Below are 16843 nucleotides of genomic sequence, written 5' to 3' on the forward strand. Positions count from 1 at the left end.
AAAAAATATTAAATCAAGAATTATGAGCGTAGCAGTAGAAAACAAGCTTTTAAAAGGTGGTGAGTTTCTGATCAAAGAAACAAACGCAGAAGATATTTTTATCCCGGAAAACTGGGATGAGGAACAGTTGATGATTGCACAAACCTGTCAGGATTTTGTGGACCAAAAAGTAGTTCCAAACCTAAACCGTATTGATGCACAGGAAGATGGTTTAATGGTTGATCTGGTTAACCAGGCCGGCGAACTGGGTATTTTAAGCGTTTCTATTCCCGAAGAATATGGCGGTTTTGGCAAAGACTTCCCTACGGCTATGCTCATCAGTGAAAAAACCGGCCCGGGTGCATCTTTTTCTGTTGCCGTGATGGCGCATACCGGAATTGGCACGCTGCCAATTCTTTACTATGGGAATGAAGACCAGAAAAATAAATACATCCCGAAACTGGCTTCCGGTGAGTGGAAAGGCGCATATTGCCTTACCGAACCGAGCGCTGGTTCTGATGCAAATTCTGGCAAAACACGAGCAACGCTTTCTGCCGATGGGAAGAATTACCTTATCAACGGACAAAAAATGTGGATCACGAATGCAGGTTTTGCCGATGTATTTACCGTTTTTGCCAAGGTTGATCATGACGAAAACCTAAGTGCTTTTATCGTTGAAAAAGGGTTTGAAGGGCTTTCCCTCAACCCCGAAGAACATAAAATGGGTATTAAAGGAAGTTCAACCCGCCAGGTATTTTTTAACGATTGCAAAGTGCCCGTTGAAAATATGCTTTCCGAAAGAGGTAACGGCTTTAAAATCGCTGTAAATATTTTAAACCTCGGCCGGATCAAATTGGGTGGCGCTGCTTTAGGGGCGTCAAAATCTGTGATTACGCAATCTATCCGTTATGCCAATGAACGTGAGCAGTTTGGCCGTCCGATCTCTAAATACGGAGCGATTCGTTACAAACTTGCTGAACAGGCCATTCGTGCTTACGCAGCAGAATCAGCAATGTACAGAGCAAGCCAGAATATTGAAGATGCCACGCACCATTTGATTGAAAACGGCATGGAAGCTTCCAAAGCAAAACTTAAAGGCACAGAACTTTTTGCCATAGAAGCAGCGATCATTAAAGTTCATTCCTCAGAAGTGCTGGATTATATTGTAGATGAAGGCGTACAAATTTACGGCGGAATGGGTTACAGTGCAGAAGCGCCCATGGACCGCGCCTATCGTGATAGCCGCATCAACCGGATTTTTGAAGGTACGAACGAAATCAACCGCATGTTAACGGTAGATATGATGCTGAAACGTGCCATGAAAGGTGAACTCGACCTGATGGGGCCAGCACAAAAAGTAGCCGGAGAATTGATGAGTATCCTGGATTTTAACATGGCTGAGGAGGAAGATATTTTCAGCAAAGAAAAAAAATACATTGCCAATTTTAAAAAAGCAGTTTTATTGGTTGCCGGTGCTGCAGTGCAAAAACTAATGATGAACCTTGCCAAAGAACAAGAAGTTTTAATGTATCTGGCCGATATGCTGATTGAAACTTACGTGAGCGAATCTTTACAGTTACGGGTTGAAAAATTGCTTGGACAACGCGGCGAAGAAAGTGTGAAAACGCAGATCGATATGATGCAGGTTTACATACGCGATGCAGGCGATAAAATTTTAAAAGCGGGCAAGGAAGCTTTAAATTCTTTTGCCGAAGGCGATGAACGCAGGATGATGATGGTTGGTTTAAGGCGTTTTACCAAAACTGATGACATCAATACTACAGCAGCACGACGACGGATTGCCGCACAACTGATAGAACAAAATAAATACTGTTTTTAGCGCCTGTTTTTGGTTAATCCTTTTTATCCTAATAATCAGGATCAATGATGCTTCTTTTATCACCTAAAAATTAGTGTTTATATTTGATCTACTGATTTTTAGGTGATAAAAGAAGCATCGAAATAAATCCAATTTAAACAATCGTTACAAACTTGAAACTTTTATTTCTGATCTTTTAAATTATGCTTTCATGAAGAATGCAGCCAGGTTATTTGATTGTATTGATATTCAGAAACAAACTCCGAAAGATGATCTTTTGAACGGTAAATTCAACGGCGTTTGGAAATCGTACAGCACAGCAGAGATGCACGAAAAGGTTTATCAGTTAGCGGCGGCATTTCTTGAAATGGGCATTTCAGCCGGAGACGGAACGACTGAAGGCAGGGATAAAGTTGGTTTGATCAGCAATAGCAGGCCCGAATGGCTGATTGTTGATTTGGCCGTTCAACTCATTGGTGCCATCTTGGTGCCGCTGTATCCCAACACGGGCATTAAAGAAATTGAACAAATTCTGCTGGAAGTGGAAATGAAGTGCCTGTTTATAGGCCAGGCAGAATTGTTTGAAAAGGTAAATCTGGTAAGCGGGAAAGCTCCTTTTTTAAAATCCATTTTTTCATTTGATGAAGTCCAAGGTTGCAGCAACTGGAAATCATTACTGAAACCAGTTCAAGAAACTGAGCTGAAAAATATAGCAGCAATCAGTTCAAGGGTTAAGGAAGATGATGTTACAACCATCATTTTTACTTCCGGCACAACTGGCCGCCCGAAAGGCGTAATGCTCACCCATAAAAATATTTTGAGCAATGTGCAGGCATCCGGAAAAGTGCTGGAACAAATACCTTTAAATTATAAACGTGCCCTGAGTTTTTTGCCGCTTAACCACATCTTTGAAAAAATGGTAACTTATATTTATCTGTTTTACGGCTTTTCCATTTTTTACGCTGAAAGTATGGATACTATTGGTGCGAATATGAAGGAAGTAAAACCGGATTTGTTCACTGCTGTTCCCCGGCTCCTTGAAAAAGTTTTTGAAAAGATATTATTTGAAGGGCAAAAACTTTCCGGTGTTAAAAGAAGTATCTTTTTGTGGTCGATAAAAATTGCCGAACAATTTGAAAATTCCGGTACAAGCATTTGGTACAAAATTAAACTTGCGATTGCTGATAAGTTGGTTTACAGCAAATGGCGAAATGCAATTGGTGGAGAAGTAAAAGCAATTATCGTAGGCAGCTCTGCTTGCCCGGTACGTTTAGAAAGGATTTTTACCGCTGCAAAAATGGTTGTTTTAGAAGGATACGGACTGACGGAAACTTCGCCTGTAATTGCAGTAAATCATTATCAAAACAAAGGCCGTAAGTTTGGAACGGTTGGACAATTGCTTGAAAATGTGCAGGTAAAGATTGCTGCAGACAGCGAAATTCTTTGTAAAGGCCCAAGCATAATGCCCGGATATTATAAAAACCCGGAACTAACAGCTGAAGTTTTTACAGACGGATGGTTTCATACCGGAGATATTGGAACACTCGACCAGCATTCTTTTTTAAAAATAACCGATAGAAAAAAAGAGATCTTTAAAACTTCCGGAGGCAAATACGTTGCACCGGTGCCCATTGAAAACAGGATGAAAGAAAGTCCGTTTATCGAGCAAATGATGGTAATCGGAGCAGAAAGGAAATTTACTTCAGCCTTAATTGTTCCCTCCTATCCAAGCATCAAATTATGGTGCGATCAAAACAAGATCAGCTTTTTATCAAATCGTGAAATTATCAATGATTCTAAAGTTATCGCTTTATATCAATCCATCATCAATTCTTTTAACATGGAATTTAATCATGTGGAACAAGTTAAAAAGTTCACTTTGCTTTCAGAAGAATGGACAATTGATGGCGGCGAACTTACACCAACCGGTAAAATGAAACGTCGTGTTATCCTTGAAAAATACAAAACAGAAATAGAAGAAATGTATGCCGGCACAATTGATAATACAAAACCAGTTCATTATGAAACTTCCGCAACCATTCATTCAAAATCTTAATTAGCTGAGCAATAATTTCACCATGAAAACAATTCAGATCAGCATAAAAGATAAACTGGCAATTATTACTTTGGATAGGGGCCGGTCTAATCCAATTAATGCAGAAATGGTTTTGGAGCTCACTTTTGCTATAAAAGAGATTAAAGAAGATGATGGTTTGGAGGGTTTGATCATCACCGGAAAAGAAGGTTTTTTTTCTGCAGGAATTGATTTGATAGAAGTTTGCCATTATGATCAGGATCAAAGTAAGGAATTCTGGAGCAATTTTTTGGCACTTGAAATCAGACTGTTAACCTTCAAAAAGCCACTTGTTGCAGCAATAACCGGCCATAGTCCGGCGGGCGGATGTGTTATGGCTTTGTGTTGTGATTACCGCGTGATGGCAAAAGGCAACTTTATCATCGGCTTAAATGAAATTCCGGTTGGCATTATTGTGCCTGATGCGATATTTCACTTGTATTCATTCTGGATCGGAAAACACAAAGCTTACCAGTATTTGCTGGAAGGCAAATTGTTAAATGTTGACGAAGCTTTTCATGACGGATTGATTGACGAAATTACTGCGCCGGAAGATTTGCTGGCTGCTGCCGAACAAAAGATAAGGTTTTATATGAAACAAAATCCGATAACCTGGCAGCAAAGTAAAATGAATTTCAGAAAAGAACTTTCTGCTCATTTTCAAAAAGATCAAAGTGAAGCTTTGGATAAAATGTTGCAGCAATGGTGGTCGCCTGAAATCCGTTTATCCCTGCAAAAAACAATTGAAAAGTTAAATAAAGCAACGGTCAAAAGTTAAAATAAAATCCAAGTTAATATACAATATGATGCTTCTTTTAGCACAGTAAAATCCATGTTTGGATATTGCAAGATTAGAAATAGTACAAGTTAAAGTTTTACCTGATAAAAGAAGCATTGTAATCTAACTAATATGTTAAAAGAAGATACTTTCAAAGATAAAACCATCATTATAACTGGCGGCGGGACCGGGCTTGGAAAAGCGATGGGAACTTATTTTCTGGAATTAGGCGCTAATCTGGTAATTACAAGTCGCAAGTTAAACGTTTTGCAGGAAGCAGCCCGCGAAATGGAAGCCCAAACCGGCGGCAAAGTATTGGCGTTAGCTTGTGATGTAAGAAATTATAATGAAGTAGAAAACATTTTAAATCAGACAGTTAAAACTTTTGGAAGTGTACATGCGCTTATTAACAACGCAGCAGGCAATTTCATTTCTCCAACGGAACGTTTATCGGCCAATGCTTTTTCTACTATTATTGATATTGTGCTGAAAGGTTCCGTCAATTGTTCACTTGCTTTAGGCAAATACTGGTTGCAAGAAAAGCTTCCCGGCAATTTGCTTAACATTATTACCACTTACGCTTTCACTGGCTCCGGCTATGTTGTGCCGTCTGCCTGTGCCAAAGGCGGCGTATTGGCCATGACGCGCTCGTTAGCTGTAGAATGGGGCAGACATCAAATTCGTTGCAACGCTATTGCACCGGGGCCATTTCCAACAAAAGGTGCCTGGGACCGTTTATTACCGGGTAAAATGGCCCAAAAGTTCGACTTTAAAAACCGGGTCCCGCTAAAAAGAGTGGGCAAACATCAGGAAATAGCTAACCTTGCCGCTTTTCTGGTTTCTGATTTCTCGGGTTATATCAATGGCGAAATTATTACGATTGATGGCGGCGAATGGTTGCAAGGCGCCGGCCAGTTTAACGGTTTGGAAATGGTTACGGATGAAATGTGGAATACTATTGAACAACAAACCAGAGCTGCAAAAGGAAGTTAATGTTGATTTGATGCGATACTTCTTTTATCAATAAAAAATTTGTGCTGATATTGCAGCTTCCTTAAAAGCAACAAAAATTTGTTTTAGGGTGATAAAAGAAGCATAATATTTACGAAAAAATTAATCCTAAGCCTGATAATCCATTAATATAAATGATTGCTCAACTCCTGTTTCTAATCATACTGGCAGCTGCAATTTTCCTGTTCAGCAAAAATGCGGGAAAAATCAGGCGTAATATTTTACTGGGAAAAGATACCGGCCGAAGCGATCATCCGGCAGAACGCTGGAAAACAATGGCAAAAGTAGCTTTAGGTCAAAGTAAAATGACCAAACGGCCGGTTGCCGCGCTGCTGCATTTGTTTATTTATATGGGATTTGTAATTATCAATATTGAAGTGCTGGAGATTATGATCGACGGACTTTTTGGTTCGCACCGAATATTTTCAAAGCCTTTGGGCAGCTTATATGGTTTGTTGATCGGCAGTTTTGAAGTGCTGGCTTTACTTGTACTTTTTTCGTGCGTTGTATTTTTAGCAAGAAGAAATATCTTGAAACTGAAAAGGTTCAGCGGAAAAGAAATGACCAAGTGGCCGCGTTCAGATGCCAATTACATCCTGATTATCGAAATCCTTTTAATGTCGGCATTCCTCACCATGAATGCTGCTGACTACAAACTACAGCAATTGCATTTCGGGCATTATTTGCAGGCAGGCAGTTTTCCGGTTAGTGCATGGCTAAGTTTACTTTTACCTGCAAGTCCTCAATCTTTAGAAATAATTGAGCGTAGCTGCTGGTGGTTTCACATCATCGGAATTCTGGCTTTCTTAAATTACCTGCCTTATTCCAAGCACTTCCATATCCTGCTGGCTTTTCCGAACACTTATTATTCCAAACTCACGCCAAAAGGACAATTCAGCAACATGCCATCAGTTACCAATGAAGTAAAAGCTATGCTTGATCCGGCTTTTGTTCCGGAAACAATTGAACCCGGACGTTTTGGTGCGAAAGATGTAACTGATCTCACCTGGAAAAACCTGATGGATGCTTACACTTGTACAGAATGCGGGCGTTGTACCAGCGTTTGTCCGGCTAATATTACCGGAAAACTGCTTTCGCCGCGTAAAATTATGATGGATACGCGCGACCGGATTACCGAAGTTGGCAACAACCTGGATAAACATGGAAAGGATTACAACGATAATAAAAACTTGCTTGACGACTACATTTCCCGCGAAGAACTTTGGGCTTGCACAACTTGTAATGCCTGCACGGAAGCTTGTCCGGTAAATATTGATCCGCTTAATATCATCACTGATATGCGCCGTTACATTGTAATGGAAGAATCTCAGGCACCAGCCAGCCTGAATAATATGTTCGGAAATGTGGAGAACAACAGTGCGCCATGGAAATACGCAAGTGCCGACCGTTTAAACTGGGCAAAAACTAATTAAATTTTCTTTTACGGGAGAATTAAAATCAATTTTAATCACATGAACGAAGTAAATATAGCAGCAGATAAAATCTGGAATGGTGTAGTGCCTACAATGGCTGAAATGGCTGCTGAAGGCAAAATACCAGAGATTTTATTTTGGGTAGGCTGCGCCGGAAGCTTTGATGAACGGGCACAGCAAATCACTAAAAGCATTTGCAAAATCCTGCATTATGTAGGCATGAGCTATGCAGTTTTAGGAACTGAAGAAAGTTGTACCGGCGACCCGGCAAAACGCGCAGGAAATGAGTTTTTGTTCCAGATGCAGGCCATAACAAATATTGAAGTTTTGAATGCTTATAAAGTCAAAAAGATTGTAACTGGCTGTCCGCATTGTTTTAATACATTAAAAAATGAGTATCCGCAGCTTGGCGGAAGTTATGAAGTAATCCATCATACACAGCTCATCCAGCAGTTAATTGACGAAGGAAAGTTAAAAACGCAGGACGGCGAAAGTTTTAAAGGCAAGCGCATTACTTATCATGATGCCTGCTATCTTGGCCGCGGCAATCAAATTTATGAAGCCCCAAGAAGTGCATTACAGGTTTTAGATGCCGAACTGGTAGAAATGAAACGTTGCCGGAGCAATGGCCTGTGCTGTGGAGCAGGCGGTGCACAAATGTTTAAAGAACCCGAACCAGGCAAAAAAGAGATCAGCACTGAACGTATTGAAGATGCCATACAAGCCAAAGCGCAAATTGTAGCTTCCGCCTGCCCCTTTTGCATGACCATGCTGCGCGACGGCGTGAAACATAAAGAAAAAGAGCAGGAAATACAGGTATTGGATATTGCGGAAATTACGGCAAGAGCAAATGGATTATAGATTTATAAAAGAAGATTAAACACATGAATATTAAAAACACACGAGAGTGTAAATAAACTGTGCTGAAGTTTAATTAATTACCTTCTATGATTAGTAAGGTTCTTCTAATTATGGCAGTAGAACAACAATGGCGACACTGGAGGTTCGCCTGTTCCCGTAAGATTTATTACGATGCCAATTCGTAACAGCAGTACAAGGCAATTAAATATCCTTTACATTATCTACAGTTATCCAGCCCGAATTTCCGTTAGGAAGCTCGATCTCTATCCAGTTTCCGTTCTTTTGGTTTACATCAACCTTGGTGCCTTCATGCATTACAAAAAGCGGTTTGGCATTCACATCGGGCGAACCTTTTACAATAACAGAATTGCTGAAGATGATGGCCTGGTGATGCGAATTGAAATAATTAATTTGCCTGTTAGCCATAAAAATGGTGATAATTCCGAAAAGAATAGCTACAATACCTGTAAAAAAAGATGCTTTTTTTAGGATAAGTGAGCCTGCAAAAAGATAAGCTATTAACAATAGGAACCCGCCTAAAAAAAGCAGGTCACTTATTATGGAAAGTATGTTAGCGGGTAAAACAAGGATAAAATTGTGCCACCATCGGGCAACAAAAAAATCAGGCTGCGGCTCTATTTTGTCGGCAATTTTGAGATTGGCAAACTGGATATTGATATTGATATCTTTATCATTTGGGGCGAGCTTACGGGCCTTTTCGTAATAGAGAATAGCGGACGCCATATCGTCTAACTTGTAATAAGCGTTGCCAGTATTAAAATAAATAACGGCTGATTGGTAACCATCGTTCAATATCTGCTGGTAAGTTTGTGCGGCCTGCTGATATTGTGCTTTGGCATATAGCTGATTGCCTTTTTCAAATAAGACGTTCTCCTTGTTATCACCCAAAGAAAACATGGGTAAAAGAAGCATCAACACCAGATACAACCCACTGGTTAGCCGATTATATTTTATCTTCAATTTCATTGATCGTATTTTTTGCTTTGTCGAACACCTGCTGCTCCGATATTCCTGTCACGGGTGCAAAACGGGCCATTTCGCACAAGTCCATCGTATCAACCAAATGATTAATGGTTATTGAATTTATTGAGTGTGATTGTAGTTGTGCGGTAATATTTTCTTTATTCAAGTTGGCAACGGGAATATTTAGCTTGTCGCTTAAGTAACCATACAAGCCTTTGGCAATTGCATCGTAAAAGGCTGATCTGTTACCCGCTGTTAATTCCTTTTGTGCATTGGCTAAATGTTTTGCAGCCATTTTTCCCGCGCCTCTGCTTTTAACTTTAACCAAATCGCTGTTATATTGCCGGTTCCACTTGCGGTAAAATAATGCTGCTGCAAATAAGATTGGCCCCAGTAAAAGCAATATATAATACATTGCCGAATTATAAAAGCCTTCACCATCTTTATACAAATCAGCTGCTGTTGTTTTGATATATCTGATATCGTTACCAAGCAATTTAATATCCTGCTGATCTGAGGAATTGAAAGCAGGTGCATTAGCCTGGGCATCGCCTTTATTTACTTTAATACGGAATGCCTTTCCTGGCAGGGTTATATACTTTTTAGAAGCCGGATTAAAATAAGTGAAATTAACAGGGTTAAGCGTAAAATCGCCCTGATGGCGCGGAATTAGCAGGTAGCTGAATTTCCTGCTGCCCGAAACGCCATTTGAATCTACGGTGATCCGGTCGGTTGTTTTAGGGTCGTATTTTTCAAGATCAGCCGGTAAATTAATTTTAGGTGCGTCTATCAGATTAAGATTTCCCGTACCTGAAATTTCGACTGTATAATTAAGGGTTTCGTTTGCTTTTAATTCTTTTTTATCAGCATCAGTATAAAGGGAAAATGATCCCACAGCTCCGGTAAAATCAACAGGTTTTCCTGTAGTGGGAAGAGGAATAACATGGATAATTATGGGCTGGCTTTTTGCCTTGTACGGAACGTCCTTAAAATTATTATACATAGTGCCTAAAACGTTTATTGCAGGAAGCGGCAAACGCACACCAAAGTTCACGGTTAATGGATCGATACTAAGATCGCCGGCATGTTGAGGGAAAAGAATGCTTTGTTTGATAGTGGTTACGTTATATCTTAAACCTTTATAAACTTCACTTTTCCATGAATTACCATTTTTGTTAACCACATCCTGGTTCCAGAAGCCATTCAGTTCCGGGGCTTTATCGGGCTGTCCCCCCAGGATATCTACACGCGTATATATTTTGTAATCAACTTTAATTTGCTCGCCCACATAAGCATGTGTTTTATCAACCACAGCCCTTATAAATATTTGTTTAGAGATATCCCTGGTATCGGCTTTACTGTTATCAACGGGCGCAGCAGCGGCTTGCTGAGCCTGCTTCTGAACAGGAGGGGCTTGCCCTTTTACCGTTACTTTTAACGGGCTTGAAACCAAAGTATGCCCGTTAATTACAATAGCGGCCGCATCAATCGTAAATGTACCTTCTTTTGTGGGAACAAGAATATAGCTGTAGGTAATATTAAGGGTAGTATTGCCGTTAACAGATGTCATATCGGATGACATGTTTGGCCCGGATATTACCTGAAAGTTATTAAAATTGGGCGGTGTAAAATGAGTGCCGCCAGCATTCATTGAAAAATCAACCTCAAACTGCTCGCCTACGCCAACATTGCTTTTGCTTACTGAAGCTGTAAATTTTTGGGCAAACAGCAGTGTTGAAAACAGCAGTAAAATTGATAATATACCAAGTCTTTTTTTCATTTATATTTTAAAGGCTAAACTGCCTGTTTAAATTTTGTTTGGGCTGATTTTAGATGCTTCTTTTATCACCTAAAAATCAGCAACCTTTAATTTTTTTATCAATTTCACTTAAAATTATACGATAAAAGAAGCATCTAAACCAATCGGCCTTTTAAATTACCAGTCTTTTAAAATTCGTGCCTGGCCACCTTTTAATTTTTTATTTTTTAGCTTATCCTGCGTGCCCTGTTCCTGGTTGTTCAGCGCATCCAGCATCCGTTGGGCATCGTCTTTTGATATTTGATTGGGTTGTTGCTGATCTTGCTGATCCTTTTTGTCCTGGTCTTTTTTGTCCTGGTCCTTGTTCTGCTGGTTCGGGTCTTTATTCTGATCGTTTTTACCCTGGTTGTTTTTGTCCTGGTTTTTTTTATCCTGATCGTTTTTATTGTTCTTATTCTGATCCTTGTTCTGCTGATTTTGCTGGTTGTTATGTTGATTTTGCTTGTTTTGCTGCTGCTGTTTTTTCAGCATTTCCTGGGCATAAGCCAGGTTGTAACGTGTGGCATCATCTTTTGGATTATTAAGCAATGATTTTTTATAAGCATCGATGCTTTCCTCATACTTTTTAGTTTCCAACATAGAATTGCCCAGGTTATGATAAGCCCTTGCCTTTACAGATGAATTGGTTGCAGTTGATGCAATATCTGTAAAGTTCTTTGCTGCGTGATCAAACTTTTTTTGCTTGTATAAGGCATCACCCAAATTAAAATTTCCTGTTAAATTCTCGTTCTTTTTTTCGACTGCTTTCCGGTAATCCGCTTCAGCTTCTTTAAACTTTTTCTGCTCATAAAGCTGGTTGCCCCGGTGGATAAGACTTTTTGCATCCTGAGCTAAAAGCACGGAAACATTCAAAATCAATATAATAGTTATAACAAACTGCTTCATGGCTTTTTCACTTCAAACAATTTTAACCTGCTTAACCTTAAACTTTTCCTGCTGGAGATAAAAAACTCGATAACCAGCAACAACAAGGCGATAACCAGGAAAAACTGGAAACGATCTTCATAATCCTTAAATGATTTGCTGTCGTACGTTTTTTGCTGCATTTTGTGCACCTGGTCCATTACGATACCTAATCCGCTATTGGCATTGGTTGCCCTTATGTAAACGCCGTTTCCGGCCAAAGCAATCTCTTTACACATATCTTCGTTCAGCTTGCTGATTACGGTATGCCCTACACTATCCGTATGAAAACCGGCCTGCTTGCCATTATCATAAATAGGAATAGGTGCTCCCTGCGGTGATCCAAAGCCGATAACGTGAATAGCAACACCTTTTTCGTGTGCGTTTTTTGCTGCTGCAACCGCATCGTCTTCGTGGTTTTCTCCGTCTGTCATCAGGATCATGGCTTTGCTGGTGCCATCCTTAAAATCAAAAGATTTCATCCCCATATCAATAGCGGCACCAATTGCGGTGCCCTGAACAGGAACGATACCTGTATTAATAGTATTTAAAAACAGCTTGGCAGCCGAATAATCTGTGGTTACGGGCATTTGCACATATGCTTCCCCAGCAAAAACAATAATACCAATGCGGTCATCGTGCAAATTATTAATCAGCTGGGCTAAAGCACTTTTTGCGTTTTCCAAACGGTTCGGTGCAAAATCCTGTGATAACATACTGTTTGAAACATCCAGCAAGATCATCAAATCGGCACCTTTTTTCTTCACTTCATCTATGTGTGTACCAACCTGCGGACCAGCTAAACCAATAATCAGCAGCGTATAAGCCACAATAAAAAAGATAAATTTAAGCGTTGGCCTTGAAAAGGAAACATCGGGCATAATCCGGCTGATCACCGCTTTATCTCCAAAAGCAGCAAGTGCCTTTTTTTTCCATCTCCTGATTATGATAAATATGATAATCAGCAATGGCACAAGCAACAAAGCCCATAAAAGATATGCATTTGCGAAACGTAGCATCAGGTTAAAGCTCCTTTAAAAATGGTGTTGTTCAATAAAAATTCTATCGATAAAAACAGCAGTGCCAAAATTGCAAACGGTAAATATCGCTCTGTTTTTTTATGGTATCGGGTAACTGCTATTTTGACTTTTTCCAACTTGTCAATCTGCTCATATATCTGTGCTAATTCATTGTTATTTCTTGCCCTGAAATATTTTCCTCCGGTTATATTACTAATTTTTATTAATGTATTTTCATCTACATCAACAGGGACCATTTCGTAATGTGTATTGCCAAACTGGTCTTTAAAAGGATAACGCGCCGAGCCATTAGTCCCGATACCCACCGTATAAACCCTTATTCCAAACTGTTTGGCAATTTGAGCTGCAGTTATAGGAGGAATAGAACCTTTGTTATTCACGCCATCGGTTAACAGAATGATGACTTTGCTTTTTGCTTCGCTGTCTTTTAAGCGGTTAACAGCTGTGGCCAAACCCATACCAATGGCAGTTCCATCGTCAATCATTCCGTTTTTAATATCTCCAAAAAGATTAATAAGTACGTCATGATCGATGGTTAACGGACATTGCGTGAAGCTTTCGCCGCTAAAAATTACTAATCCAATCCGATCGTTAGGACGGTTTTTAATAAAATTAATAGCGATATTTTTACCGGCCTCCAAACGGTTTGGCGTAAAATCTTCTGCCAGCATACTGCCTGAAATATCCGTAGCGATCATAATATCAATGCCTTCGGTGGTTTCATTTTGCCAGCTAAAAGCCGATTGCGGCCGTGCCAGCGCCAGAATAAGTGCTATAAAAGCCAGGCATCTTAATACAATCCCAGTATGTCTGAAAATATGCAAGGAACTTTTGGGCGCTGATGCAAAACTTTTGGTTGTTGACAGGCCAAGCGTGCCCTGCAACTGGCGGTTGCGCCAATAATAGTACGCAATCATCAAAGGAATTAGGAGCAGCAGCCAAAAAAATCCGGGATGGGCAAATTCTATTCCGCTAAACCAGTTCATTTAGGTAAATCCTCCTTGTCGATTGGCTTAGGTTGATGCTTCGTTTGTACGATAAAATTAATGGCGTTATCCATGCTCTGCTCGTTTTCAAAAGCTGTTGGTTTTTGTTTCGCAAATTTTACCAAATCAGCAAGCGTTAGTAATTGCTTCAACGTGTTCCTGTTATCCTGCGGGATCTCTTTGTTTTTTAAGCCGTCAAAAATCTCATCCGTTGTTTGCTCGTGTGCTTTTACCTGATACCTTTTTTCTAAATATTCACGCAACACATCCGTCAATTCGCTGTAATACAGTTTTACCTCGTTCTGCTGCCATAGCTTTTTAGCGCGCAGTTCGTTCAATTTATTTATAGCGATGGTATCTGCAGAAAGAATTGGAACAGTGTTTACAATCGATGCTTCTTTTACCGGCCTTTTTTTATAGTAATATACCAATCCGGCCGTTAATAAAACAGCTGCCAATGTAATCATCACTGCTATCCAATGATCTTTCAACCAATCCCAAAACGTGTAGGAAACAGCAAGAGGTTGCTTAATATCATAAAAAGTTTTGGTAGTATCAACCGGAACTGCTTTTACCTGTAAGGTTACCGTTCCGGTTTTAAAATCACCGGTTTTAGTATGAAATGTAAATTGAGGCAACACGTAAACGCCGGCATCAAAAGAAGTAATGGCATAACTGTGCGTTATCGTTTCCTGGTTTGGATCTTTTTTATCAACCGCGGTATCAGCCTTTAAACTTTTTACGATTTGCACTTTGCCAATACTGTCTTTCAGTTCCGGAAAGGTAATATCCGTTTTAAGCGGCATCCGGACAGAAATATGCAGCAGGGTTTGATCGCCAATTGGTATCGAAACCCGATCCAGCCGCGCTTCAACCTGTACACTTTGTGCAGATGCGTTAAAGTAAACACCAGTCAGCAGGAAAATTAAAATGAAGGATAGGAACCTGTTCAAATGAATATCAGCGAAATTTATAATGCTTCTTTTACACATGGTTTTTTTGTGATTGGATTTTTATGCGATAAAAGAAGCATCATCATATTTAAACATTTTTAGGTGATAAAAGCAGTAGGTATAATAAATTGTAAACATGCTTTATTTGAAGTTTTATTGGATGCTATCGTCTGCTTTCCCGTTTTTTAAACAGCGTCATCAATGGTTTAACGTAAGATTCATGTGTGCCAATGCTGGTGAAATCAACGCCAGATTTGCTGAATGTTTCCTTTAAACGGGAGTTTCTTTCTAAGGCAGCTTTTTTGTAAGCATTGCGTACCTCTTTATTGCCCGTGTTTATCCATTGCAATTCGCCGGTTTCTTCATCAACAACTGGTATCAATCCTAAGTTCGGAAATTCTTCTTCGTGCCTGTCGTATAGTTTCAGGGCAATAATGTCATGCTTTTTATTGGCAATTTTAAGCTGATCATCAAAAGGGCCGCTGATAAAATCTGATATGATAAAAGCAGTGCTGCGTTTTTTAATCGCACTGGTAAAATAGCGTAATGCTTCTGCTACGTTGGTGCCCTTATTTTCTGGCGTAAAATCAATTAGCTCACGAATAATCATCAGAATATGGCTACGGCCTTTTTTAGGCGGAATGAATTTTTCGATCTTGTCACTAAAAAAAATCACGCCTACTTTGTCATTATTCTGGATGGCCGAGAAAGCCAGCACGGCACATAATTCTGTTGCCAGATCCTGCTTTTGCTGAATGATCGTGCCAAAGTTTTCAGATCCGCTTACATCTACCAATATCATTACCGTTAATTCGCGCTCTTCATCAAAAACCTTCACATAAGGATGGTTAAAGCGTGCGGTTACGTTCCAGTCGATCGTGCGTATTTCATCGCCGGGCTGGTATTCGCGTACCTCGTTAAAGGCCATACCGCGCCCTTTAAAAGCCGAATGATATTCGCCGGAGAATAAGTGATTGCTTAGTCCCCGGGTTTTGATTTCGATCTTCCTTACCTTTTTTAGCAGCTCTTTGGTGTCTTTGGCCATTTCAATTATGGTACTTCAATAGCGTTTAAAATGCCGGTAATGATTTCTTCCGAAGTGATATTTTCAGCTTCTGCCTCATAAGTCAGACCGATACGATGCCTTAACACATCATGACTGATCGCACGCACATCCTCCGGAATGACATAACCGCGCCTTTTAATGAATGCATAAGCCTTTGCAGCCAGAGCCAGATTAATGCTTGCCCTTGGCGACGCGCCAAAGCCAATCAAACTTTTGTATTTTTCTAATTTATATTGTTCGGGATAACGGGTGGCGAAAACAATATCGATAATGTATTGCTCAATTTTTTCGTCCATGTACACCTCGCGGACTACTTTTCGGGCTTTAATAATGTCATCAGTTTTAACAATCGGGTTAATTTTTGCAAAGCCCTGCGGAGAAATGTTAGCACGTACGATTCTTTTTTCGTCTTCCTTATTCGGATAACCGATTACTACTTTCAGCATAAAACGATCTACCTGTGCTTCAGGAAGCGGATAAGTACCTTCCTGCTCAATCGGGTTTTGAGTTGCCAGTACTAAAAATGGCTGCGGCAGCGAAAATGTATTGTCGCCAATCGTAACCTGGCGTTCCTGCATGGCTTCTAATAATGCGCTTTGCACTTTTGCGGGAGCACGGTTTATTTCATCAGCCAAAATAAAATTAGAGAAAAGCGGGCCTTTACGTACGATAAATTCTTCCTTTTTCTGGTTGTAGATCATGGTACCAATTAAATCTGCGGGCAATAAATCCGGCGTGAACTGAATGCGGCTAAAACCGGCATCAATTGCCTTAGATAAAGAATTAATGGCCAGTGTTTTTGCCAGACCAGGAACGCCTTCCAGCAGGATATGTCCATCTGCTAATAAACCGATCAGCAGGCGTTCAACCATAAACTTTTGTCCTACAATTACTTTGTCCATCTCCATTTTTAACAGATCGATAAACGCGCTTTCTCTTTGGATCATTTCATTCAGGACGCGAATATCAGTTCCGTAGGATGAACTTCCGGCTATCGAATCAGTTGTAACAGGTTGTGTACCAATATTATTCTCTTCCATTAACAGTCGTTTTTTGAGGAGCGTAAGTTAAAAATAGCTGTAGTTTTTTCAGGAGCTTTTGTGTAACAGATTTATGTTAAAAAATGTTAAATAAGCT

Annotated in this window: 14 protein-coding genes; 6 read left to right on the forward strand and 8 right to left on the reverse strand. The window is 40.0% G+C overall.

Features of this window, described 5'->3' with window-relative positions; genetic code table 11:
* Positions 1-22 precede the first annotated feature (22 nt).
* The 6 genes from GO621_RS13935 (at position 23) to GO621_RS13960 (ending at position 7955) form a co-directional block, all read left to right on the forward strand.
* On the forward strand, positions 23-1819 hold the full coding sequence (locus GO621_RS13935; protein WP_157568069.1) for an acyl-CoA dehydrogenase family protein: 1797 nt from the start codon (positions 23-25) through the stop codon (positions 1817-1819).
* A 190-nt stretch (positions 1820-2009) separates the two neighbouring features.
* Complete coding sequence (locus tag GO621_RS13940) at positions 2010-3854, forward strand: AMP-dependent synthetase/ligase (protein ID WP_157568071.1); 1845 nt, start codon at positions 2010-2012, stop codon at positions 3852-3854.
* Positions 3855-3876: 22 nt separating this feature from the next.
* Positions 3877-4650 (forward strand): enoyl-CoA hydratase/isomerase family protein, encoded by a 774-nt coding sequence (locus GO621_RS13945; RefSeq protein WP_157568073.1) that lies wholly within the window; start codon positions 3877-3879, stop codon positions 4648-4650.
* Between the two features lie 132 nt (positions 4651-4782).
* The gene (locus GO621_RS13950) at positions 4783-5643 is read left to right on the forward strand and encodes an SDR family oxidoreductase (RefSeq protein WP_157568075.1); all 861 of its coding nucleotides are present in this window, start codon (positions 4783-4785) and stop codon (positions 5641-5643) included.
* A gap of 152 nt (positions 5644-5795) precedes the next feature.
* Positions 5796-7094, forward strand: a complete 1299-nt coding sequence (locus GO621_RS13955) for a (Fe-S)-binding protein (protein ID WP_157568077.1) — start codon at positions 5796-5798, stop codon at positions 7092-7094.
* Between the two features lie 39 nt (positions 7095-7133).
* The gene (locus GO621_RS13960; RefSeq protein WP_157568079.1) at positions 7134-7955 is read left to right on the forward strand and encodes a (Fe-S)-binding protein; all 822 of its coding nucleotides are present in this window, start codon (positions 7134-7136) and stop codon (positions 7953-7955) included.
* Between the two features lie 201 nt (positions 7956-8156).
* On the opposite strand, the gene GO621_RS13965 is transcribed toward GO621_RS13960, so the two are convergent.
* The 8 genes from GO621_RS13965 to GO621_RS14000 all read right to left on the reverse strand — a co-directional run bounded on the left by GO621_RS13965 (position 8157) and on the right by GO621_RS14000 (position 16746).
* On the reverse strand, positions 8157-8942 hold the full coding sequence (locus GO621_RS13965; RefSeq protein ID WP_232335658.1) for a tetratricopeptide repeat protein: 786 nt from the start codon (positions 8940-8942) through the stop codon (positions 8157-8159).
* Complete coding sequence (locus GO621_RS13970) at positions 8920-10719, reverse strand: BatD family protein (RefSeq protein WP_157568081.1); 1800 nt, start codon at positions 10717-10719, stop codon at positions 8920-8922. The genes GO621_RS13965 and GO621_RS13970 overlap by 23 nt, the downstream gene beginning before the upstream one ends.
* 156 nt (positions 10720-10875) lie before the next feature.
* Positions 10876-11643, reverse strand: a complete 768-nt coding sequence (locus GO621_RS13975; RefSeq protein ID WP_157568083.1) for a tetratricopeptide repeat protein — start codon at positions 11641-11643, stop codon at positions 10876-10878.
* The gene (locus GO621_RS13980; RefSeq protein ID WP_157568085.1) at positions 11640-12680 is read right to left on the reverse strand and encodes a VWA domain-containing protein; all 1041 of its coding nucleotides are present in this window, start codon (positions 12678-12680) and stop codon (positions 11640-11642) included. Before GO621_RS13980 ends, GO621_RS13975 begins: the two co-directional genes overlap by 4 nt.
* Positions 12680-13687: a vWA domain-containing protein gene (locus GO621_RS13985; protein ID WP_157568086.1), complete on the reverse strand. Its 1008-nt coding sequence runs from the start codon at positions 13685-13687 to the stop codon at positions 12680-12682. Before GO621_RS13985 ends, GO621_RS13980 begins: the two co-directional genes overlap by 1 nt.
* Entirely contained in the window at positions 13684-14679 is a 996-nt protein-coding gene (locus GO621_RS13990; protein WP_232335659.1) for a hypothetical protein, read from the reverse strand. Before GO621_RS13990 ends, GO621_RS13985 begins: the two co-directional genes overlap by 4 nt.
* Before the next feature lie 124 nt (positions 14680-14803).
* Positions 14804-15685 carry a DUF58 domain-containing protein gene (locus tag GO621_RS13995; protein WP_157568088.1) on the reverse strand — a complete coding sequence of 294 codons (882 nt, stop codon included), beginning with the start codon at positions 15683-15685 and terminating at the stop codon, positions 14804-14806.
* A 5-nt stretch (positions 15686-15690) separates the two neighbouring features.
* Positions 15691-16746 carry an AAA family ATPase gene (locus GO621_RS14000; RefSeq protein ID WP_157568090.1) on the reverse strand — a complete coding sequence of 352 codons (1056 nt, stop codon included), beginning with the start codon at positions 16744-16746 and terminating at the stop codon, positions 15691-15693.
* Positions 16747-16843: the final 97 nt, after the last annotated feature.

Source organism: Mucilaginibacter arboris (genome assembly GCF_009754915.1).
Lineage (GTDB): Bacteria > Bacteroidota > Bacteroidia > Sphingobacteriales > Sphingobacteriaceae > Mucilaginibacter_A > Mucilaginibacter_A arboris.